Source organism: Salegentibacter sp. (genome assembly GCF_036568425.1).
In the GTDB taxonomy this organism is placed as follows: domain Bacteria; phylum Bacteroidota; class Bacteroidia; order Flavobacteriales; family Flavobacteriaceae; genus Salegentibacter.
On sequence record NZ_DATCSO010000013.1, the window covers coordinates 22,599 to 42,742 of the forward strand.

21 protein-coding genes are annotated in these 20,144 nt (G+C 37.3%); 3 read left to right on the top strand and 18 right to left on the bottom strand.

All coding sequences use genetic code 11. From position 1 onward, the window contains the following. Positions 1 to 94 precede the first annotated feature (94 nt). From VIM94_RS01750 to VIM94_RS01805, 12 genes are all read right to left on the bottom strand, one after another. Positions 95 to 1,963: a peptidase M61 gene (locus VIM94_RS01750; RefSeq protein ID WP_332037570.1), complete on the bottom strand. Its 1,869-nt coding sequence runs from the start codon at positions 1,961 to 1,963 to the stop codon at positions 95 to 97. Between the two features lie 134 nt (positions 1,964 to 2,097). Then, positions 2,098 to 3,297, bottom strand: a complete 1,200-nt coding sequence (locus VIM94_RS01755) for a glutamate-5-semialdehyde dehydrogenase (protein WP_332037571.1) — start codon at positions 3,295 to 3,297, stop codon at positions 2,098 to 2,100. Positions 3,298 to 3,339: 42 nt separating this feature from the next. After that, positions 3,340 to 4,110, bottom strand: coding sequence for a glutamate 5-kinase (proB, locus tag VIM94_RS01760; protein ID WP_332037572.1), 771 nt, complete (start codon positions 4,108 to 4,110; stop codon positions 3,340 to 3,342). A gap of 28 nt (positions 4,111 to 4,138) precedes the next feature. Further along, on the bottom strand, positions 4,139 to 4,942 hold the full coding sequence (gene proC / locus VIM94_RS01765) for a pyrroline-5-carboxylate reductase (protein ID WP_332037573.1): 804 nt from the start codon (positions 4,940 to 4,942) through the stop codon (positions 4,139 to 4,141). A 441-nt stretch (positions 4,943 to 5,383) separates the two neighbouring features. Then, positions 5,384 to 6,013, bottom strand: a complete 630-nt coding sequence (locus VIM94_RS01770; protein WP_332037574.1) for a hypothetical protein — start codon at positions 6,011 to 6,013, stop codon at positions 5,384 to 5,386. Positions 6,014 to 6,055: 42 nt separating this feature from the next. Beyond that, positions 6,056 to 6,496, bottom strand: coding sequence for a hypothetical protein (locus VIM94_RS01775; protein ID WP_332037575.1), 441 nt, complete (start codon positions 6,494 to 6,496; stop codon positions 6,056 to 6,058). 23 nt (positions 6,497 to 6,519) lie between these two features. Then, positions 6,520 to 6,942 (bottom strand): hypothetical protein, encoded by a 423-nt coding sequence (locus VIM94_RS01780; protein ID WP_332037576.1) that lies wholly within the window; start codon positions 6,940 to 6,942, stop codon positions 6,520 to 6,522. An 80-nt stretch (positions 6,943 to 7,022) separates the two neighbouring features. Continuing rightward, on the bottom strand, positions 7,023 to 8,393 hold the full coding sequence (locus VIM94_RS01785; RefSeq protein WP_332037577.1) for an MBL fold metallo-hydrolase: 1,371 nt from the start codon (positions 8,391 to 8,393) through the stop codon (positions 7,023 to 7,025). 2 nt (positions 8,394 to 8,395) lie between these two features. After that, positions 8,396 to 9,238, bottom strand: a complete 843-nt coding sequence (locus VIM94_RS01790; RefSeq protein WP_332037578.1) for a restriction endonuclease — start codon at positions 9,236 to 9,238, stop codon at positions 8,396 to 8,398. 31 nt (positions 9,239 to 9,269) lie between these two features. Further along, on the bottom strand, positions 9,270 to 10,139 hold the full coding sequence (locus VIM94_RS01795; protein ID WP_332037579.1) for a universal stress protein: 870 nt from the start codon (positions 10,137 to 10,139) through the stop codon (positions 9,270 to 9,272). A gap of 2 nt (positions 10,140 to 10,141) precedes the next feature. Further along, positions 10,142 to 10,993, bottom strand: a complete 852-nt coding sequence (locus tag VIM94_RS01800; protein WP_332037580.1) for a universal stress protein — start codon at positions 10,991 to 10,993, stop codon at positions 10,142 to 10,144. A gap of 18 nt (positions 10,994 to 11,011) precedes the next feature. Further along, positions 11,012 to 11,866 carry a universal stress protein gene (locus VIM94_RS01805; RefSeq protein ID WP_332037581.1) on the bottom strand — a complete coding sequence of 285 codons (855 nt, stop codon included), beginning with the start codon at positions 11,864 to 11,866 and terminating at the stop codon, positions 11,012 to 11,014. Between the two features lie 185 nt (positions 11,867 to 12,051). Between VIM94_RS01805 and VIM94_RS01810 the strand changes: the two genes are divergently transcribed. Next, on the top strand, positions 12,052 to 12,678 hold the full coding sequence (locus VIM94_RS01810; protein WP_332037582.1) for a WG repeat-containing protein: 627 nt from the start codon (positions 12,052 to 12,054) through the stop codon (positions 12,676 to 12,678). Positions 12,679 to 12,724: 46 nt separating this feature from the next. Here VIM94_RS01810 and VIM94_RS01815 read toward each other — a convergent pair whose 3' ends face one another. The 3 genes from VIM94_RS01815 to VIM94_RS01825 all read right to left on the bottom strand — a co-directional run bounded on the left by VIM94_RS01815 (position 12,725) and on the right by VIM94_RS01825 (position 16,662). Continuing rightward, positions 12,725 to 13,201: an Hsp20/alpha crystallin family protein gene (locus VIM94_RS01815; RefSeq protein WP_332037583.1), complete on the bottom strand. Its 477-nt coding sequence runs from the start codon at positions 13,199 to 13,201 to the stop codon at positions 12,725 to 12,727. A gap of 494 nt (positions 13,202 to 13,695) precedes the next feature. Next, on the bottom strand, positions 13,696 to 14,898 hold the full coding sequence (locus tag VIM94_RS01820; protein WP_332037584.1) for a cation:proton antiporter: 1,203 nt from the start codon (positions 14,896 to 14,898) through the stop codon (positions 13,696 to 13,698). Between the two features lie 726 nt (positions 14,899 to 15,624). Next, positions 15,625 to 16,662 carry a response regulator gene (locus tag VIM94_RS01825; RefSeq protein WP_332037585.1) on the bottom strand — a complete coding sequence of 346 codons (1,038 nt, stop codon included), beginning with the start codon at positions 16,660 to 16,662 and terminating at the stop codon, positions 15,625 to 15,627. A 394-nt stretch (positions 16,663 to 17,056) separates the two neighbouring features. Here VIM94_RS01825 and VIM94_RS01830 point away from each other — a divergent pair, with 394 nt between their 5' ends. Then, on the top strand, positions 17,057 to 17,464 hold the full coding sequence (locus tag VIM94_RS01830; RefSeq protein ID WP_332037586.1) for a hypothetical protein: 408 nt from the start codon (positions 17,057 to 17,059) through the stop codon (positions 17,462 to 17,464). 7 nt (positions 17,465 to 17,471) lie between these two features. Continuing rightward, positions 17,472 to 17,735, top strand: a complete 264-nt coding sequence (locus VIM94_RS01835) for a zinc ribbon domain-containing protein (protein WP_332037587.1) — start codon at positions 17,472 to 17,474, stop codon at positions 17,733 to 17,735. Here the strand turns inward: VIM94_RS01835 and VIM94_RS01840 are convergent. The 3 genes from VIM94_RS01840 to VIM94_RS01850 all read right to left on the bottom strand — a co-directional run bounded on the left by VIM94_RS01840 (position 17,732) and on the right by VIM94_RS01850 (position 20,137). After that, positions 17,732 to 18,238, bottom strand: a complete 507-nt coding sequence (locus VIM94_RS01840; protein ID WP_332037588.1) for a hypothetical protein — start codon at positions 18,236 to 18,238, stop codon at positions 17,732 to 17,734. The genes VIM94_RS01835 and VIM94_RS01840 overlap by 4 nt on opposite strands. An 11-nt stretch (positions 18,239 to 18,249) precedes the next feature. After that, the gene (locus VIM94_RS01845) at positions 18,250 to 19,077 is read right to left on the bottom strand and encodes a universal stress protein (protein ID WP_332037589.1); all 828 of its coding nucleotides are present in this window, start codon (positions 19,075 to 19,077) and stop codon (positions 18,250 to 18,252) included. A gap of 67 nt (positions 19,078 to 19,144) precedes the next feature. Further along, positions 19,145 to 20,137, bottom strand: a complete 993-nt coding sequence (locus VIM94_RS01850; RefSeq protein ID WP_332037590.1) for an MlaD family protein — start codon at positions 20,135 to 20,137, stop codon at positions 19,145 to 19,147. Positions 20,138 to 20,144 lie beyond the last annotated feature (7 nt).

The following is a 20,144-nucleotide window of genomic DNA, read 5'->3' on the forward strand; positions in this document are numbered from 1 at the left end:
GGTGTTGAGGGTCTAAGTTAACAGATTTAGGTGTATATCTAAAATAAAAAAAGCGGCAGGAAAACCTGCCGCTAAATGCTTAAATTAAAATCTATTAACCTTTTAACCAAGCTTCACGCAGTTTTACCTGCGCTTTATCATCGTCTTTTTCTATAATTCTTGTAGAAGTAGTAGTGGGTTGATGAGTGGTGGCAGTTAAGGTAATTTCTTTTCCGTCACGCATCACCACAAAAGTAACCTCTTCACCTTCTTCCCAGGATTCGGCAGTCATTACCATATTATAAGCGTTCTGTATATTGTATTCCTGGCCGTTTATAGATTTAAGAATATCTCCCCCTTCGATGCCTAGTTCATTCAAAAAAGAATTAAAGCCTATATTCTCTCTGAAGAAAAGCTCTCCGGTGTCTGGATTCCCATCGATATAAGGAGTTTGCCCTGCAAGGAAATAACCGGTGGTGGTTTCATACTCTTCTTCAACCAAGCCAACTTTTTCTAAAAATTCGTTGTAGGGAATAGGAGTGGAGCCAGTGATATACTTGTCAAAAAACTCCTGGATTTCAGGATAGGATAAATCAACAATCACCTCTATTAATTGGTTATCATCAAAAGGTTGATTTTTCCCATATTTTTCAGAAAGCTTTTTCATAAGATCAAGCAGGCCGATCTCGCCATTACTTAATTCCCTTAACCTTATATCCAGGGCCATACCTATCAGGGCTCCTTTTTGATAAACATTATAATAGCTGTCTTTATACTCCGGCTCAAGTATATTTTTACTCATTTCTGTAAAGGGCATAGTATCATCAAAATTCTGAGAAATCTCAATCTTCTCAGAGATCCGCTTATAAAATGCTTCGTTATCGATAAGTCCCTGGTTTACCTGAAATAAATTTGCAAAATATTCGGTTACACCTTCATACATCCAAAGGTGTTGTGACATTTCAGGATTGTTATAATCGAAATAATGAATTTCTTTAGAATGAATATTTAAAGGTGTAAGGATGTGAAAAAATTCATGGGAAACCACATCGGTCATGGTTTTCTGCAATTGTTCCGGTTGCATCATTTCTGGAAGCACTACTACCGTTGAGGTATGGTGCTCCAGGGCTCCAAAACCGCGTGCATCCTGTTTTTCGGTATCTGAAAGGTAAAGTAGGATCGCATATTTCCCCGTATTGTCTATCTCACCTAAAAACCTCTTTTGAGCTGAAATCATTTTTTCAATTCCCGGTTTAATGTCTGCTGAAGTATATTTTTTGTTGGGGGAATAAACATTTACCAGCACTTCCATATCTTCAACCTTAAAGGAAGTGGTATCGGGAAGAGAATACATTATTGGGTTATCTATCACTTCAAAATAACGATCCAATAGGAAGATGTCAGTTTGATAATCTGTTGTTGCAAGCCCGTTGGTTATATCGGCAATTCTCAAGGCAGTTCCCGGAATTATGCTTTCAGGACGCTTAATTTCGAGTCGGTATGGTTCTTCATTTAAATCCTCGAAGTAGCCAACAAATCCGTGAAGGTTGAGTACAAAATTTTCATCCTTAGCGATATTGGTTCCGCTGGGAGAGAACACCCCTTCTTCGCCTTCAATATCGTAGGTGTCGTTTACAAAATAGATGAGCTTATCTAAATCTGTCGCATTCAAAATAACCCAGGTGTTTTCATCTTCCTGGCGAAATTCCATCTCATTGCCTTTATAATCAAGTGCCGTGAAATCTACAATAAGTTTTCCATAATCGTCATTGGAGTAAGTCCCGGGAACGGTTTTAGGGATGTAGAATTTTATTTCCTCTCCGGTTAATCTATCCGGGTCAACACTTACTTTTACCTTATCATCTTTTACGTTAACCAGATCCAGGCTTGCAATGATTGGTTGTTTGGCTTCGGGTTCTATTTGAGTGGTCTTACAGGAAATCAAAGTACCCAGCAGGGCAAAGGTGTATAGAATCTTTTTCATTATAAAAGCTGACTTTTTTCAATTAGACTAAGAAAAACCTAAAAAGTTACATTTAAAGGCGATTTTATTTAGGAAAAGCATAAAAAAAAGCCACCATAGTCAAATGGTGGCTTTTATTCAATAGGGAAAGGTGATTATTCTCTTATATGACCATCCCCTAAAACATAATATTTATTAGTCACCAGTTGTTTTAAACCAAGGGGACCACGGTGATGGAGTTTGTCGGTGCTAATTGCCAGTTCTGCACCAACCCCCATTTGTCCACCATCGGTAAAACGAGTAGAGGCGTTATGGTATACAGCGGCACTATCTACCTGCTCCATAAAAGTTTTGGCTTCTTCTTTATCGGTGGTAATGATTGAAGCAGAATGCCCTCCAGAATATTTATTGATCTTGTCAATAGCCTTATCTAATCCGTCAACACTACCGAGTACGATTTTCATTGCGAGAAATTCTTCATACCAGGTATCTTCGGAAGAAACTTTTTCTTCGTCGGAGAGGACTTTAGAAACTTCCTCGTCTACAAGAATAGAAACTTCATTTTCCCTGAACATTTTCTGAAGCTCTTTCAGTTTATCTTCATAGCCTGGGATGTTTTTGTCTACCAGTACCTTATCAAGAGCGTTGCAGCCTGAAATCTTATCGATCTTAGCGTTAAGCATAACCTTTTTGGCAGTCTCAAAATCGGCATTTTTAGAAACATAAAGGAAGTTGTTTCCCCGTCCACTAACGAGTACGGCTCCTGTGGAATGTTCTTTAACGAAAGCGATCAAACGTTCGCCACCACGCGGTACAACAAGATCTATGTGTACAGGGGGATTTTTAAGAAATTCCTGGGTTTCGGTTCGGTCTAATTTTAGCATCTCGATCCAGCCAGTATCCAATCCATTTTCCTGCAGGGCTTCGTGCCAGCATTGTTCCAGGATCTTGTTGCTGTGGAATGCTTCTTTTCCTCCTTTTAGATAGATCTTATTATTCGCTTTAAAAGCCAGCATAGCAGCTTCGATAGTTACATCGGGCCTTGATTCATAAATGATCATTATAGTACCGAATGGAGCTGTTTTATTGGTAATATCCAGGCCGGTATCCAGGCGACGATGTTCTATGGTTTTACCCACAGGGTCTTCCTGTTCCATCACCTCTTTAACAGATTGGATCATAGAATCAACTTTTTTCTCATCTACGATAAGTCTGTCATACATAGCCTGATCGCTTTTTCCAAAAGCTTCAAGATCCTTTTTATTAGCTTCAATTATTTCTTTGCGCTTTTTATCCAGAATTTTCATCATGGATTGCAGCACATTATTTTTAGTTTTTGTGTCTATCAACTTCATATTGAAATTTTTAAATTTTATTATTTCTTATTAACCGGGAAATTATGCGGTGAACTTTGTTCCCACTGGTTTTCCGGCAATTATATCGAGTATAACATTAGGGCGTTTACCGTTAGCGATATATGTGGTGATATTCTTGGCGGCGGTACCCTTAGCGATTTTGATTTTGGATTCCATTCCGCCACGGCCTTCACCTTCACCTTTATCAGATTCCTGAACGTATTTTTCAACGTTTTGGTCGATTTGTACCTTATTGAGTTTTTCTGAATCTTCATGATCAGGATGACCGGTATAAAGACCCTCTGTATCACTAAGGATGATAAGTGCATCTGCCTGAATCAATTCTGCAACAAGACTTGCGAGTTCATCATTATCAGAAAACATAGACATGGTTACAGATACTGCATCATCTTCATTAGCAATAGGAATAATTCCCTCAGATAATAGTGATTCATAGCAGTTAATCATGTTCTCACGGTGAATTCCAGGGCTGAAATCCCTTTTAGTAGCAAGCACTTGCGCACAACGCATTCCGAAATCGTGGAATATGCTGTAATAGTGACGCATCATTCGTGGTTGACCTACCGAGGAGAACACCTGTCTTCTTTTGGATGGATCGGTGATTTTTACGTCTCCCAGAATTTCTTTACCTGCTATTGCAGATCCTGAGGACACAAGCACTACCATAATATCTTCCTCATATAAGGTGGCGATTTGTTCTACTAGATTTTTTAATACAGGTTGTAGAATTCTATTGTCTTTGTTGGTCATTACATTTGTTCCAACTTTTACAACTATTCTCTTTTTTTCCATTTCTATAATTTTGAAATAAAACTTATTGTTACTCTTTCCCTAGTTCAACAGCTCTGTCAAAGGCAGCATAAGCAGCATCTTTAATAAGCTCTTTAACGTTGTTGTCTTCCATAGAATCAAGAGCGGCACGGGTTGTACCTCCTTTTGAGGCTACGCGTTCCATCCAGGTTTCCGGAGAAAGATCAGATTCGTTAAATAATTTAACCGCCCCTTCAAAGGTTTGGCTAACCAGTACTTTAGAATCATTTTTAGAGAAGCCCATTTTAAGAGCTGCTTCAAGCATAGACTGCATGAAGTAAAATACATATGCGGGACCACTTCCTGAAATACCTGTGGAGGCATCTATAAAGTTTTCAGTTTCTACATGGATGGACTCTCCGGTAGTATCAAGTAAATTCCTAACCATAAGTAGTTCTACCCGGGTAACTTCTTCAGATTCGGTATAAGAGGTCACCCCTTTTCCTACCTGTGCTGGTAGATTAGGCATTGACCTTACCACCTTTTTAACCCCAAGACCTTCCTGGATTTTAGAAAGGGTAACTCCTGCCATAAGAGAAACAAAAATTTGTTCATTATTTACCATTGGCCGTATTTCTTCGAAAAGACTTTCGCAGTGATATGGTTTTACCGCCAGGAAAACGACATCGGCATTGGGTAGGCATTCTTCAATATCGTCGTAAACATCAAAATGGTCTAATTTGCTTAAGCTGGTAATAATATCAGCCGATTTATCGAAGATCATTAAGTTTCTGCGGTTTAATAAACTGGACTTTGCCATTCCTTCGGCATAAGTTAGTCCCATATTTCCGGCTCCAATAAGTAATACTTTCATGTATTGTTTTTTTGGTTAATTTTTATGTGGCTTTACAGCCTGTTATTATTTCAACGATCAATTATGGCACAAAGACTATGCAAGCTTTCGGAAGATCTCCTTCATTGAAAACTTTACTGATAGTAATTTAGAGTATTTTGAGCGCTTTTGGTCCTGAAGAAAGGTTAAAACTAATTTAAATTTTGTGGAAATAACCGGTGACTTCTTGCCAAATCTGCTGTTTATCCCAGGAATAGTAATGATTTATAAAAAAGTTAGAATTTAAGTGCTTATACTAATTCCTGAAGTAAATGCCGTAAACCGGAATTTCTAAGTTTCTGTCCATCTATGTTATTGAGTTAATCGATTGATTATAGAAAAAATCTATTCATAGGGATGAACTGCAATAATGGCAGATTTGTATTACCTGAAAAGTCACGAAAAGGTTTTCGTTTTGTTTTTTTATTGAGGAAGAACGCCATCCCATTTAAGCCTGGAAATTAATAAATCTACATATTGCCTAATGGTCTTTCTTACTCTTTTCGGGTTTTTAAGGTCAATCTCTCCCTGCCATAAAAGTTCCCTTTGGCGGTTTTCTGGGAGGGTGTAAATAGAAGTTTCAGTATGATAGACCTTTGAATCGCCGTTGATATTATCGCCATGGAAAATTCCCTGGTTGGCATAGTAGTCACTCTTAAAACTTCGATAACTTCCTCTTAAATTGTGAAGACTGCTGCGTAAATCCTTATGTGATTCAACCTGGATTATTTTGCTTAACAAGACAGTATTGTAACCTTCTTCCAATAAATGTTTCTCCAGGTTATTTAGCTGTTGTTCAGTGCTTTCCCCCGGTGCAAGCTTTCCATTTAATACAGAAACACTAGCCACCGCTTCCACATTGTTTTTTTTAAACTCTTTCTGAAGTCTGGTCTCAAAGGATTCCCGGAATTCTGTAAGAGGAGTCATCCCTATGATCAATATTTTTTCAATTTTTGGTTTTTCAGCTCGATAAGGGGAATGGCTCTCCACCAGGCGTGCTGTGCTGCAAGCTGTGAAAAAAACAAAAGAAAGAATTAAGGGAATATATCTCATCGAGGTTTTTTTCTTATTAAAGTTACTAGAATATTTTGGTCCCTAATTCAGAAGCCTTTTTTGCTTCTGTTTTTTTAAGGCACCGGAAACATTCTGGAAAATATCTTTTTTTAATTGTTTATAGGATTCAGAAAAGCTATTAATCTCTTTTAAAAGAGTTCTATGTTCTTCCTTATACTTTTTTTCTTCTTCCGGTTGATCTATTCCATCAACTAAAATGTCCAACCCGTTTTTATGTTTTGATACTTTCTCAATAAGGGTCTTCATCTTCTTTTTTGATTCGGTTAATCTATCAATTAAGGTCTTAACCTCCTCAATTAAGTTAGATTCAATAATCGGTAGGGTATACTCTCTAAGCATATCTTCAAAAAAAAGATGCTCATCTTCAATAAATGCAAGGCTGGAGCTCCATTGCTGTGCACTATAGTGCATTTCTTCAGGGCTTTTCCATTCGATATACCTGAATTTTTTTTGATCCTTCATGACTTTTAATTTTAGGTGAATAATTACTCTTTTGTGATCAAGAGATCTCCGGTATAATTAAATATTTGTGATTGCAAATCTTTAAATCCGGCAATGAATTTTGTGAAATTTTCTTTTAATTCTGAATGTTGCTCACGGTAAAAACTCTCACAACTAATATCATCGCAATCCTTCATGCCATCAAGGTCGTTTTTATGATTGTGGGCCTCCCGGTTTAATATGAAAATAGCCTTACGGTAGGCATCCAGTTTTTCTTTAAAACTTTCGAACATTTCAAACATATTGGGTTGTCTGGCTTCAAAAATATCAGCCTGGAGAAATTTTGTAAGAAAACGAATATGCTCCGTTGTACTGAAGATTTCATAAAGCCAGGCATCGGTTTCCTTTTGCAGTACCTCCGTGCTTCCTTCCCTGTCGTTAAATCGTTTTTTGAAAGAAGTTGCCATAAGATTCAGAATTACATACTTCTAAATTTACAACAAAAAACAGCTTTGTAAAATGATAATTATCAAAAGATTATAAACTTTCAGGAAGCAGAAAAACTTTCATTTAGTTTTGGGATTGAAGCATTCCAATTGTATACATCCTTGAGTTTAACTCTTAAGGCATCGCTGGAATGTGGCTCGCCATGAACCAGAAAAACCTGCTCGGGAATATTTTTGATTTCGCTTGTCCAGGCCAGAAGTCCAGATTGATCAGCATGCGCGGAGAGACTGTCTATATGTTGTATTTTGGCCTTAACCTGGCAGTATTTGCCAAAAATCTTAATCTCCTGGCTGCCTTCAAGAAGCTGTCGCCCTCGTGTGCCTTCAGCCTGAAAACCAACCAGCAGCACAGTGGTTTCAGGTTTTTCGAGGTAATATCTCAGGTAAGTAAGCACCCTGCCACCTGTAACCATTCCACTTCCGGCAATTACAACTTTAGGGTGGTTATAGTCTATGGTTTTCCAGGTATCTTTATAAGAGGTGATTATTTTAAAATGCCTCTTCATCTCCCGGAATTCATTTTTATCCAGCTTATGCCATTGAGGGAAACGTTCAAAAACATCCAGTACTTCATTTCCCATAGGGCTGTCTATAAAGATTGGAATATTGGGGATTTTATTCTTCTTATAAAGCTGCCATAGTTTATACATCAGGCTTTGGAGACGTTCAACTGCGAAACTTGGAATAATAAGACTGGCGTTGTTGTTAATTACATTATCAATTTCTGAACTTAAAATTTCATCTACGTCTTCCTCAGGATGCCGGCGGTCGCCATAAGTGCTTTCCAGAATTAGATAATCTGCCCATTGAGGCCTTCCAGGGGGTTCGAGCAAAAGATCTTGCTCTCTGCCAATATCACCCGAAAAAACCCATAATTTCCCAAATACATCTAATTCTATGAAAGTCGATCCAAGAATATGCCCGTTTTTTATAAATCTAACCTTTATGTTTTCTGAAAGCTTAATCCAATCTTCAGGTTCCACTTTTTCGAATAAAGTGATCGTCTTTTCGGCTTGTTCCATATTATAAAAAGGGAGGGCCGGAGAATGGCTGCTGAAACCTTCTTTATTGGCCTTTTCAGCATTTTCTTCCTGAATTTTGGCGCTGTCCCGTAAAATAATTGAGGCGATTGCCAGGCTAGGAGAAGTTCCCAGGATTGGTCCTTTAAATCCTTGCATAAGCAACCGGGGTAAATAACCCGAATGGTCTAAATGTCCGTGAGTGAGAAGCACGGTATCAATATTTTTTGGAGGAAAAGGAAAATCCTCCCAGTTTAATTTTCTTAATTCCTTAATGCCCTGGAACATCCCGGCATCTATCAGGATGTTATACCCAGGGGTTTCCAACAGGAATTTTGAGCCGGTAACCGTTCCCGCTGCACCATAAAAGCTTATCTTGACTTTATTGCTCATATTCAGGCTTTACATAAACTTTGCATTTCTTCTAGGATGTGTTTTTTTCGGTTTGAAGAAATTCCCAGATGATCGAGGTAAAAATCATCGTTCACCAGGTCACGACATAGCACCACATCCCGACTGAGCAGGAATTGTTTCTCACGTTTATTCAGTAGAACAGATACGGTGATAGGATATAACCCAGTTTTATCTATACGTTCTTTTAAGCTATTTCCCTTGGGATAATCCCAACTTAATAGCTTTAAGCCTACACATTTAGCATATCTGGTGGCATCTTTAGTAAACCTGGTATTGGTAACTACCCAGCCTTCAGAAAAGAAAAATGGATGGTTCTTTTTGTTCTTATTGAATTTCTCAATATCTCTAAATCGGGAATGTATATATAGTGGAACCTTTACATCACAGCTTTTTCCAGGCGTACTGTGAAACTTACACTCCATTAGTAAAGTTTCATTCTCCCGGTTAGCGATAACATCTACTTCGTGGGTTACACAGGCGCCTTGAAAAATATCGCCAACTTCCACATTGTATCCACTATATTTTAGGACTGCTCCTACAAATTTTTCAAAAGGGAAACCGGTTGGACCAAGCTCATAAATGGCATTTTTTAATTTATAGCGGGAAGCCAGAAGGTGGTCCTTATTTTTTAATAAGCGGAAAGCCCGGTTATAGATCTCTTTAGTTGAAATTCCTGGATAGAGCTCCTTCCTGAGCTTAGAAAGGACCTTTTCAATCACTTCCTTGCCGGCACCGGTACGGCCCAGAGAGGCGGCAACCTTTTCTTCAGAAAAAAGTGCTTTCTGCCCAGAGGCTTTTATTATTTTTAATTCAGAAGTATCCATAGGCTAGGAACCCGGCATTAATTTATAAAAATTAGAATAAGCGCGGCAAATACCTTGTTTCCGGAAGCACTAAAATTGGAACTTTCGGTTTTTTTGAAATCTCGTGTAAGATTGACCTGGAGAATATCTTTTTGAAAAAGCCTGGTTTCTCCCTATTCAGTATCAATAATTGGCTGCCACGACTTTCGATAAAGGTAATAATGCCTTTTGTGACAGAAATATTGGTTAAGGTATGGAAACTGTGAGAGATATTCCGAAGCAGATCCTGGAGATGTTCCCTATTGTTTTCCTGCTCTTCGTCTAAATGTTCATGCTCCTGAATGTATAATATTCTTACCGCCGCAGAAAACCTGTTGGCAATTTCATTAACATAATTCACCCCGGCCTGGGAACATTTGTAGCGAAAATTAGTAGCAAATACTACCTCCTTTTTAATTTCGGGAACAAAGAGGGCATTCTCCGGAACAATTAAAACAGGGCAGGTATTACAATTATCTGAAACGTGAATGGTGTTGCTTCCAAAAATACGATTTTCAGGATCACCTGAACCTTTGGTGCCCATGACCACCAGGTTGATATTATATTTTTCTATACCCCATTTAATAGCTTCGGTAACACTATTATACATGGAAACAATCTTGAAATGATGATTTGGATTTTCGTTCATAAGGCTAAGACCATCAAGGAGTTTTTCCAGACCATCTTTAGACTGTTCATGGGCGAGATCGTAGGCAGGTTCACCGGGCTCGGGAACCATTATGCTGGTTGTTGTAAAATAGTCTGTCTGAAAAGCATTCAGCAGGTAAAAGGTACAAACATCTTTCTCAAACAAATGAATACTATACTCCAGAGCCTTCCAGGCATTTTTGGAGAAATCGGTGGGGACAAGGACATTTTTCATAGTTAAGAAGAATATTTTCCTGAAGGGATTACCAGAAAAGGAACTTTTATATGAAATCCAATTTTATTGATCACAGGCCTGAAAAGCAGGTTTTCAAAGAATGAATGCTTGTTGTTAATCATTACCAGCATATCTGTAGGATGCTCATTCTGAAAGTTATAAATTGCCTCTGTAAGCGCTTGTTTTTCTTTGCTGTAGAATTGATGCTTAAGCTTTTCCATATGGGTGGCCAGCTTTTTCTTATTCTGCTCTTTTTCCGGAGATAATTCTTCTTTGGTCAGCACATGAAGGATATTCAGCCTGGAATCATAATTTTTAATTATATCCTTTAAGAGCTGAAATTGCTGGCTACTATAATCAAGCTCATAGTCTGTAGGAAAAAGAATATTGTCTGGTTTGGTATATTCATATTCTGAAGGGATTGCCAGGATAGGGCATTTTACCTTTTTTATAGCCTGAACGGTATTGGTTCCCATCAAAACCTCCTGGGCTCCCGTAGCACCTTGTGTGCCCATTACTACCAGATCTATGTTTTTTTCTTTTACCTGGTCTTTTATTTCCTCGATCAATAAATTGAAAGCAGAGATTAATTCAAAGTGGTGATTTGGATTTTTATCTACTGCGGTAATGCGCCTTTTTACCTTTTGGAGACCCTTTTTTGAATTGTCCCGATAAATTTCTTCTAATCCGGGTTGGGTAGTGCTATATAGGATATATTCTGTGTCGTATAAAACCGGAGTAAAGGTGTTTAACAGATAGAAGGTACATTCTTCATCCTTGAACAAACTCACCGCATATTTCAAGGCGTTTATGGAGTTTGTAGAGAAATCGGTTGGCATTAAAATTTTTTTCATCTCATGAGGTTTTAGGAGTTAAACACTTTCCCGGTTAAAATTCTGCAGAACCAGTAACGGTATTTTAGGATTCAGACTGATCTTGTCTAATGTTCCTTCAAAAAGTATATTTTCCAGTTCGCTGTGCCTGGAGTTAACCAACACCAGGATATCTATTTCTTGTTTTTCAATAAATCCCATGATAGTTGATACTTTATCTGCTCCATCTACCTGATGAGTTTGGAATTTTATATTATGAAACTGCTCTTTCAGAAAGTTCAGATTATCTTTTTGTCTAAATGACTCTACAGGATATTTAGAGATATATAAAGAGTGAATCTCTGAACCAAAAACCCGGGCGATTTCGCTTACGAGTTTTAATTCTCTTCTTTGATAGGGAACGAGGAAATTTGTAGGGAAAAGAATATTCCTGGGAGTATTGTATTTATAACCTGCAGGAATTCCAAGTACCGGGCACTGTACATATTTCATCACCAATAAGGTGTTTGTGCCAAAATTTATATTGCGATCGTCTGATTTTCCCCGGGTTCCCATTATACAGAGATCGGCATTTTCAGAATCTACAAGATCATTCACCTCGTCTACCAGGGCGCCAAACGAAGCCACCTTATGATAAGTATGATGGGGATTAGGAGATATTTTCCTGATTTTTTTAAGGGTCTCTTCGAGTTTTATCTCGGCGTGGCTTAAAACTTTCTCTTTAAGCTCATCCATTAAGCTTCGGTTTAAAACCTTTTCATCGTTATATACCTCATCGGCATAGGCATGCAGGAGAAAAAATTCACAGGTTTCGTATTTCAGCAACTCTGCTGCATATTGAAGTGCATTGAAAGCATTTTCTGAAAAATCGGTTGGAAATACTATTTTTCTCATGTTTTCCTGGATTTGTATGTACTCAAATTTAACAGAATTAGGTGCCGTAAACTATGACGAAAATCAGTAAACCCCCCTGTTTATAAAATCATTAAGAAAAGAATGGAGGATTTTAGATGATGTTTATCATTTTTTAATTTAAGTCTGTTCGGTATCTTTAGTTATTAACTCTTAAAATAAACACGATGAAACCTATTCGCCTAATCCTTATTCTCCTGGTACCATTTTTTATGGAGGCTCAGGAATTAAAAGACCTTAGTTATGTTGGCTCTCTCCATGAGGGATATGCACCGGTGAAAAAGAATAACCAGTGGGGTTTTATTGATGCCTCAGGAGAATTAGTGGTTGACTTCAGAAATGATCTTATTGAAAACGAAAAAGTCTCAACAGCCCGTGATCTGGGGGTTGCTACTCAAAAAGTACCGGTAATGAAGGAGAACAGAGCCATAATTAAAAAAAATATCGAAGGGATAAATTACTATGGTTTTATAGATGAAACCGGAAAAGTGGTAATAGAACCTGAATTTCTAAATGTGTCTTTATTCAATGATGGGAAGGCCCTGGCTCTGAAACTTGCAGAAGAAGAATTGGGGAAAAATCCAGTACTGGGAAAAAGAATGATTTCTTATAAATATGATGTAGTATTTATTGATAAGGATGGAGAAGTTTTACAATATTTATCGGGCCCATTTCCCGTTTCGGTTACTAAGAGGAAACTCCGGGAAGCGCCTCCAATTACGGCCAGAATCCTCACAGATAACCTTATAAGTGTTCGGGGGCCTGATAAAAGCTGGCAAATATTTACACATTAAAAAAAAAGGGCGAAAATTTTCGCCCCTTTTTTCTGTCCATTTTGGTCTAAGAAACTTTAATGGTCTTTTGTTTTTTAGAAGCTTCGGTTTCTTCCTTTTTCTGAAGGATCATTTTAAGGATTCCGTCTTTATAACTGGCCTTCACTTCCTTTTCTTCATCAATACTGTCGGGTAAGCTCATAGATCGGGAAAAGCTGTTATAACTGAATTCCTTTTTTACAAATCCTTCTTTCTCTTCTTCAGATTTCTCTTCTCTTTCTGCAGAGATTGTCAGGATTCCATTTTCCATTGTTACTTTGAAATCATCCTTTTCAAGTCCGGGGGCAGCCAATTCGATTTCATAATCTTTTTCGTTATCCTTGATATTCACTGCAGGACTGAAATCGAAATCTTCTCCATTAAAAATGCGATTTAAATTATTCAGTTTCCTGGTGTCCATCAATTCAGAAAAAAACGGATCATCAGTAAATAATGAGGTGCCCCACATTGGGCGCCGACGTTTGTTGGATTTAATTAGTGACATAATATTAAAATTTTAGGGTTAATAAATCATATCCCTAATGTATTTAATAGTAGGGGTTTGGGTAATGATAAATATCAATCTTTAAAAAATAATGAAATTTATATTGAAATGGATAATACTCCTTGAGTAGTAAAAATAAAAAGCAGAAAACTGAAAATTTTCTGCTTTTTATTGGAGTACTATGTTCACTTAGGTAATCATTAAGGAAAATTTATTCCTCTATGAATGCTTAAATTCGCGATTAAACTGTGAATTATTAACTCCAGAAATTTGATCTTTTTAGTTCTATAAAAACCTCAAGATCAGATTTGTTTTTTGTTGAGCACTAAGATAACAGACTTGTAATTTATAAAAAATGACAAATCTCATCTAATTAAAATTTAACATTTCATCAGTTTCCCGTGTACTTAATTTTTTTGATTAGTCTAAATACTTAGGTTTTGTTTAATCCATTGTACCGATTAACCATTTAAAAAAATCTAAAAAACGCTCATCTATTTATTTTCTTTTATTTCACCCGCCTTCTTGAGCGCGAACCTGGTGAAAAAAGGTGCGGTAAGTTCAAAAATAATGGTGGAGCCCAGGATGATATTGAGCAGGAGCGCTGCTATTTCCTGCATTCCTGGATGATCTGAAGCCTTGATGGCAAGGCCAATAGCTACGCCAGCCTGTGGAAACAAACAAAGACCTAATAGCCTTCGCGGCTGTTTTCCTGCCCCACCAATCAGCATTCCTATATAACTGCCCGTATACTTTCCGGCAGTTCGTAAGATCATGTAGGTAAAGACTAAAAGAGCGGATGAAAACATTATTTGCAGCTCAAAATGGATGCCGGCAAGTGTGAAGAAAAAAATAAAGACCAATTCTTCCATATGTTTAAGAGGAAGTATCCATTCTGCACGTCTTTTTGGATAAAACATGACGGAAACAAAACCAAGGCTCATACAGCTTAGGAGCATTGAAAATGCAAACAATTCAGATAGCCCCAATACCAGCAGTATAAATCCTAATATAGTTACCAATCGAAGCTCTTCTTTTTTTAATCTATTTCCCAGGTACCCTAGTAAAACACCAAGTATACTTCCCAATAAGAGTGCGCCACCTATTTCTTTTAGTCCTTCCATGAGGCTACTGGAAAATCCTCCTTCGGTCACTGTTCCTAAAACAAGGGTAAATAGAATTACGCCAATAGCATCATCTATAGCTATCACACCTAACAAAGTATTGGTTAATTTACCTTTAGCTCCATATTCTTCTATAATCCCAAGACTGGCGGCAGGGGCTGTTGCGGTGGCTATTGTACCAATTATCAATGCCATGGTAAAATCGATCTCTTTGAGAAAACCAAAGGCCGAACCAAGAAACCAAAGTCCCAGCGCAACAAAGATGATGGCTCCTAAGGACTGTCCCAGGACAGCTGCCATTATAGTACCTTTTTCTTTTTTCAGGCTTTGAAGGTCAACCTCAGATCCAATAATATAGGCGATAATCCCTAATGCAATATTTGTGAGAAAAGGCGACCAACTCGCAGTGGAAAAATGGAGCATATCTCCCAGAATGCCTGGAGAAAAAATGACTCCAATAAGAATGTAAGCTACTACTCTTGGGAGATTCACTTTTTCGGCAAGAAGTCCGGCGAGAGATCCAATACTAAGCAGAATCCCTAATATAATTATCGGAGAAAAGTTTTCGTACATCGCTAAGCTTTTTTCAATTTTTAAAAGCTATTGTACTAAAGTTAATCATTTGAAGTGATGATTCCTTGTAGCTTAGCTGAAAAGGTAATTTAGTAAAAACAGAAACAGGAGACCAAAGTCTCCTGTTTCTTTAAGAAGGTATTAAAATTATTTCTAATTCTATTGTGATACCAGTGATCTTACCCGAAGTAAAATTTGTGTATCGATTAGATAATATCTTTGATACCTTCTCAATTTGATTTTTAACATCAATCAAGTACTTAAAAATCAAATTTCATTTTATTTAGATTGGCAGTTAACTGCTGCTTTCTGTGGTCTAAATTATTAATTATGAGTTGCGTAAAAAATGACATTTGTCATTTCCGGTATATTTAACAATTTATTAGCATACAGGTTTTTATGCCCGGCTTTATTAGCGTAAAAAGAAACAGGAGAACAAAGTCTCCTGTTTCCTAAGAAGGTATTAAATATATTTTCCAACTTTTTGATCGACACCAGTGATCTTACACGAGGTAAAATTTATGTGTCTAGTTGAAAATATCCTTTGATACCTTCTCAATTTGATTTTTAACTCCAATAAAGTACTTAAAAATCAAATACTGTTATTTTTTAAGAACGGCAGCTAATTCTTGCTTTCTAAGGTCTAAATTACCAAATCATTGTGTCGGGAAAAATGACAATTGTCAATTTTAATTCTTTTAACAAACAATTAATAATCAGGTGGTTCTATTTTATGCTGTTTAGTTTTTGCATATTCAGGATCTTAATATTCCGGCCCTCAATGTCTATGATCCCGCTTTTTTTCAGACTTGACAAGCTGCGAATAAAGCTTTCGGTAGAAATACCTGCTACACTGGCAAGATCGGTTCTGGAGACTCTAATGCCTTCTCGTGCGCTTTCGGGAATAAGTTCAGCAAACTGTCTTATTGTGCTGGTGGTTTTTCTTAATACTGAAGCATAGGCCATTTCAAGAAGATGATTTTTTATAAGGGAGAGGTTATCAGATAGTAACTGGGCAACTTCCAGGGTTAAATGTTGACTGGAATTAAGGATTTCCTGGAATTTAAGGCTGGAAAGTCGGTAAAAAAAACTGTTTTCCAATGCAGTAGCGGTTTCCGGGTAAAAAGAAGTATCCATAAAGTAATAAATTCCAAAAATATCTGAATTTTTATACAACCCGGTTATTAGCTCCTTACCATATTCATCCATGCGATGGGTTTTTATTAACCCATATTTAATAAGGTATACATAATTTGCATTTTTGGCTTCCCTGTAGATTTCCTCATTCTTCTCAATTTCAAGACTTTCCCCCGCCTTTTCAAAATAGGTCTTTAATTCATCTAAAGTATTAATCTTATTATTTTTGGGAGTTTCGTCTTTCTTTTTCTTTGACTTTTCATGTTTTGATATGCGTGTACTTATTGTGCGCAAAAGGTCTTTTTCGAGAAAAGGCTTGGTAAGATAATCATCGGCTCCCATGTTCATCCCCAATCTTACATCTTCTGCTTCAGATTTAGCCGATAAAAAAATAAAAGGTATCTCCCGGGTTTCTCTATGCCGGTATAAATTTTTTAGAAGTTGATAGCCATCCATAACAGGCATCAAAATATCACTGATTATGAGATCGGGCTTAAGGCGTAACGCTGTTTCCATTCCTTCCCTGCCGTTTTCGGCAGTGAAAACACGGTACTTCTCCATTTCCAGGAGTTCCCGGATGTTTTCCCGAAGTATCTTGTCGTCTTCTATGATAAGGATTTGTTTCATTACAAAAGATATTATTCAAATGAACAGCAATTACATAAATTCGGGTACGAAATACGTTGGGGGCGAAAGAACAGCTTATACTAAATATACTGAGTATCAGAGTATAATCCTGGACATAAATATACACAGAAAATATTATAAAATTCAGTAGAAATTAAAAATTTCTGTTTAACGAACCTACCAGTTGAGCTTAAGCTATAACTGGGTTTAGCAATAACTCAGCTTAAATTACATTGGTAACCCGTACCAGCCTTGATTTTTATCATTTTATAGATAAACTTAGAGCAGTATGTTTATAGGTTTTAAGCTTAACTAATATAGAATTATTTTAATTAAGCCAGGTTCTTTAATCAAAAGCTTTTCGTAAATTTAGGAGGTATAAACACCGTAAACCATGGGAAGAGATATCCATAGCTATACCGCCGATTCTTTTTATATTCATTTGGGAAAATTGTTCTATGCCATTGCAGCAGCCGATAAGGTGGTGAGAGAACAGGAAATAAAGACTCTCAGGGAGATCGTTGAAAAACAATGGCTTAAATACGATGAATTTGAAGATGAGTTTGGGACCGATGCCGCATACCAGATTGAGATATTTTTTGACTGGCTGGATGAAAACGATCCCGAACCGGGAGAGGCTTATTCTGATTTTGAAGATTATTATAAAGAACATCAGCGATTATTTACACCTGAGGCGAAACAAATGATTTGGAAAACCGCCGATGCTATTGCTGCTTCTTACTCTGGGAAAAATAAATCTGAGCTCATCCTGCTCTCCAAATTAAAATCACTATTAAAATAGTAATAAGATGATTGTCAATACCTGTCAAAGCTGTGGATTAGCCTTTACAAAAGAAAGGAGTGGTACAAACAGGGATAAAACTTTAAATAGTGATTATTGTATAGATTGTTTTAAAGATGGTGAATTTACAAATCCTCACTTAAGCTTGCACCAGTTGGAAATTCAACTTTTGGAGATGGCTGAAATACATAACGATATCTCCCTGGAAGAAGCGCAGCAAATTATTAGAAAGCTGCCTGAACTTAAACGCTGGAGAATGGAGAATATCTAAGGGTTAATATTCTTAAAGCCTACCTTACTTTTCGGGATGGGAACTTCCCATTTTATCATTTCTTTTAAAAATTCATCTATTTTTTCCACTATCAGATGCTCTGTAATAGCTGAGGGGGGATAGACTCCCATTTCAACCATGTCATTTTCTACAGGCATCCAGGTTTCCGGAAGAGGGAAGACGGTGAGGATCTCAATATCTCCATTATACATTTGGGAGAATACCAGGGCACCCCCCTGCAGAAACTGGTATGTGGGAATTTGATTTGTTTTTAGCAGTAATTCCGGCGGAAAGGAATTGAAACTTATATTAATGGCTTCATTGGTATGTATCCAGCTTAATCGCTGTACTTTCCATCCGATATCATATTTTTTTTCTACTTCGTTTAAAACTTTATTGATAAGATCTTTTACTTCAGTGTCCCATTGTATGCGCTTGTTTACAAGGGTGTCGATGGAAGCTTTATATTCGTTTACCCGCTCCTCAAGATGTTCAATCTTCATTTCAGAACATTTTAAAATTTCTCGTTGAAGCTTAATAATGGTACTTCAATACAGGATTGCATACGTTTTACCAGGTCTCTGTGAAACAAACCACCTTTTTTTGCTTCGGGCTTTCGTTCCAGCATTACAACCATATCAGCATCCAATTTTTCGATATTTTCTTTCAGAGACTTCAAAATATTATCTGAGAAAATTATTTTAAACTCTATATCTGAGTATTCCACTTTTTCAGCCAGGTTCTTTTTAAACCATTCCAGTAAATTATTTGTCATTGTCTCATCCTGATCGCTTACATGTAAAATGATTAAGTTTGGTTGTTCGGGATCCAGGAGACTGAGTAATTCTTTTAAATTAATTATATCTCTTTGTTCAAAATCTGTTGTGTAAACCACATTTTTAAGTCCGGTAAACACATAATTTGGTGGCACCGCCAGTAAAGGATAGGGAGAGATTTCCAACATATCCTTTGTAGAGCTTCCCAGGAAAAAATCTTTAAAGTTGCCCGAGCCACAAGCGCCCATTATAAGCATTCTTATTTTCATATCCCGGGTGAAATCCATGATGCCTTTTGTTACTGAAGAAGCTACCGTAACTGCTACCGTTAGGTTTAAATCTGAAAGGTCTTCATCTAAATTTTCGCTGCAAAATTCTTTCAGTTTAGCCTTAAGTGCAAGTCTTGCTTCTTTTTCGTTATTTCTCTTGGTCACTTTCAGTTCAGAAAGGGTGGCAACGTGTAAGGCGATCACATCGGTATTGAATACTTCACCCAAAGCCACGGCATATTTTAGTGCAGCTACCGAATTTTTGGAAAAGTCTGTGGTGTAAACAATCTTTTTCATCTCAAAATAAGTTTACATTAAATTTAAGTCCAGATATTTACATAAATTATGATATTCCTCAGCTTAATTAAGGTTCATGGGTTTCGGCTTCTTTTTCTTTTTGCCTTTCCAGTCTGCGAAAATAACCTCTGAAAAAGAAATTATGTTTGAGCGCTTCCATATTCTGATCGAATTTATGGGTGGCATCCTCGATATTCTCAAGACTTCCATCAAGATGGTTTACAAAAGAAGTGTCGGTAAGCATAAAGTTTATCACCCCTTTTCCGGTCTTTATATCTGATGTAAAAGCACTGATGTCCCTGGTTATTTTGTTGATCTCAACAGAAGAAGAATCCAGGTTGGACAGGGTGGAAGCGAATCTTTGAGCTGAAAGGCTGTCATTTAACAGAAGTCCGGCGAGATTTTGGTCAAAGTTTACCCGGGACAACAAATTGTTAAGCCTGTTGACACTAGTAATGGTCGATTTCGTGGTTTGTCTTAAATTGCTAATACTCTCTTTAAGATCTTCAGCCATCTTATCATCCTTGATCAAAGAACCGGCCACGCCTTCTCCGCTGTTGATAGCATTAGTGATCTTCAAAAGATCTGAAGTGAGCAATGCGGCATTTTCATTGGTTCTGTTCAAGGTAGATAGCATATCGGCAGTGGCAACCTGGCTAATAGATTCGAGGGTGTCTCCTTGTTGTAATGGTCTGGTTCCAGGGCCTTCACCAGGTATAATGTTTACTATCATACTTCCAACCAATCCGTCTGAATTGATGGTTGCCAGGGCATTTTCCCTCATTTGTTTTGCCGTTTCTATATCCAGGAACATGTTTACTGCAATACTGGTGTCATTCATCATAACAATTTGTTTTACCGTTCCTACATCCAGCCCGGCAAACCTCACGTTATTTCCTACCTGTAAACCATTTACATTTTTAAATACCGAAGTAACCTGCAGGCTATCTCCAAACAAATGTTGGCGATTTCCAATAAAGAAAATTGCCAGGGTGAAAATGATCAATCCGCTAATAACGAAAATCCCAAGGCGCAGATATGTTGATGATTTTGTTCTCATATTTTTT

Excerpts from the sequence above, each read along its gene's own strand:
- VIM94_RS01750 (WP_332037570.1), bottom strand. The coding sequence starts at position 1,963 with ATGAAAAAGATTCTATACACCTTTGCCCTGCTGGGTACTTTGATTTCC.
- VIM94_RS01755 (WP_332037571.1), bottom strand. The coding sequence starts at position 3,297 with ATGAAGTTGATAGACACAAAAACTAAAAATAATGTGCTGCAATCCATG.
- proB (WP_332037572.1), bottom strand. The coding sequence starts at position 4,110 with ATGGAAAAAAAGAGAATAGTTGTAAAAGTTGGAACAAATGTAATGACC.
- proC (WP_332037573.1), bottom strand. The coding sequence starts at position 4,942 with ATGAAAGTATTACTTATTGGAGCCGGAAATATGGGACTAACTTATGCC.
- VIM94_RS01770 (WP_332037574.1), bottom strand. The coding sequence starts at position 6,013 with ATGAGATATATTCCCTTAATTCTTTCTTTTGTTTTTTTCACAGCTTGC.
- VIM94_RS01775 (WP_332037575.1), bottom strand. The coding sequence starts at position 6,496 with ATGAAGGATCAAAAAAAATTCAGGTATATCGAATGGAAAAGCCCTGAA.
- VIM94_RS01780 (WP_332037576.1), bottom strand. The coding sequence starts at position 6,942 with ATGGCAACTTCTTTCAAAAAACGATTTAACGACAGGGAAGGAAGCACG.
- VIM94_RS01785 (WP_332037577.1), bottom strand. The coding sequence starts at position 8,393 with ATGAGCAATAAAGTCAAGATAAGCTTTTATGGTGCAGCGGGAACGGTT.
- VIM94_RS01790 (WP_332037578.1), bottom strand. The coding sequence starts at position 9,238 with ATGGATACTTCTGAATTAAAAATAATAAAAGCCTCTGGGCAGAAAGCA.
- VIM94_RS01795 (WP_332037579.1), bottom strand. The coding sequence starts at position 10,139 with ATGAAAAATGTCCTTGTCCCCACCGATTTCTCCAAAAATGCCTGGAAG.
- VIM94_RS01800 (WP_332037580.1), bottom strand. The coding sequence starts at position 10,993 with ATGAAAAAAATTTTAATGCCAACCGATTTCTCTACAAACTCCATAAAC.
- VIM94_RS01805 (WP_332037581.1), bottom strand. The coding sequence starts at position 11,866 with ATGAGAAAAATAGTATTTCCAACCGATTTTTCAGAAAATGCTTTCAAT.
- VIM94_RS01810 (WP_332037582.1), top strand. The coding sequence starts at position 12,052 with ATGAAACCTATTCGCCTAATCCTTATTCTCCTGGTACCATTTTTTATG.
- VIM94_RS01815 (WP_332037583.1), bottom strand. The coding sequence starts at position 13,201 with ATGTCACTAATTAAATCCAACAAACGTCGGCGCCCAATGTGGGGCACC.
- VIM94_RS01820 (WP_332037584.1), bottom strand. The coding sequence starts at position 14,898 with ATGTACGAAAACTTTTCTCCGATAATTATATTAGGGATTCTGCTTAGT.
- VIM94_RS01825 (WP_332037585.1), bottom strand. The coding sequence starts at position 16,662 with ATGAAACAAATCCTTATCATAGAAGACGACAAGATACTTCGGGAAAAC.
- VIM94_RS01830 (WP_332037586.1), top strand. The coding sequence starts at position 17,057 with ATGGGAAGAGATATCCATAGCTATACCGCCGATTCTTTTTATATTCAT.
- VIM94_RS01835 (WP_332037587.1), top strand. The coding sequence starts at position 17,472 with ATGATTGTCAATACCTGTCAAAGCTGTGGATTAGCCTTTACAAAAGAA.
- VIM94_RS01840 (WP_332037588.1), bottom strand. The coding sequence starts at position 18,238 with ATGAAGATTGAACATCTTGAGGAGCGGGTAAACGAATATAAAGCTTCC.
- VIM94_RS01845 (WP_332037589.1), bottom strand. The coding sequence starts at position 19,077 with ATGAAAAAGATTGTTTACACCACAGACTTTTCCAAAAATTCGGTAGCT.
- VIM94_RS01850 (WP_332037590.1), bottom strand. The coding sequence starts at position 20,137 with ATGAGAACAAAATCATCAACATATCTGCGCCTTGGGATTTTCGTTATT.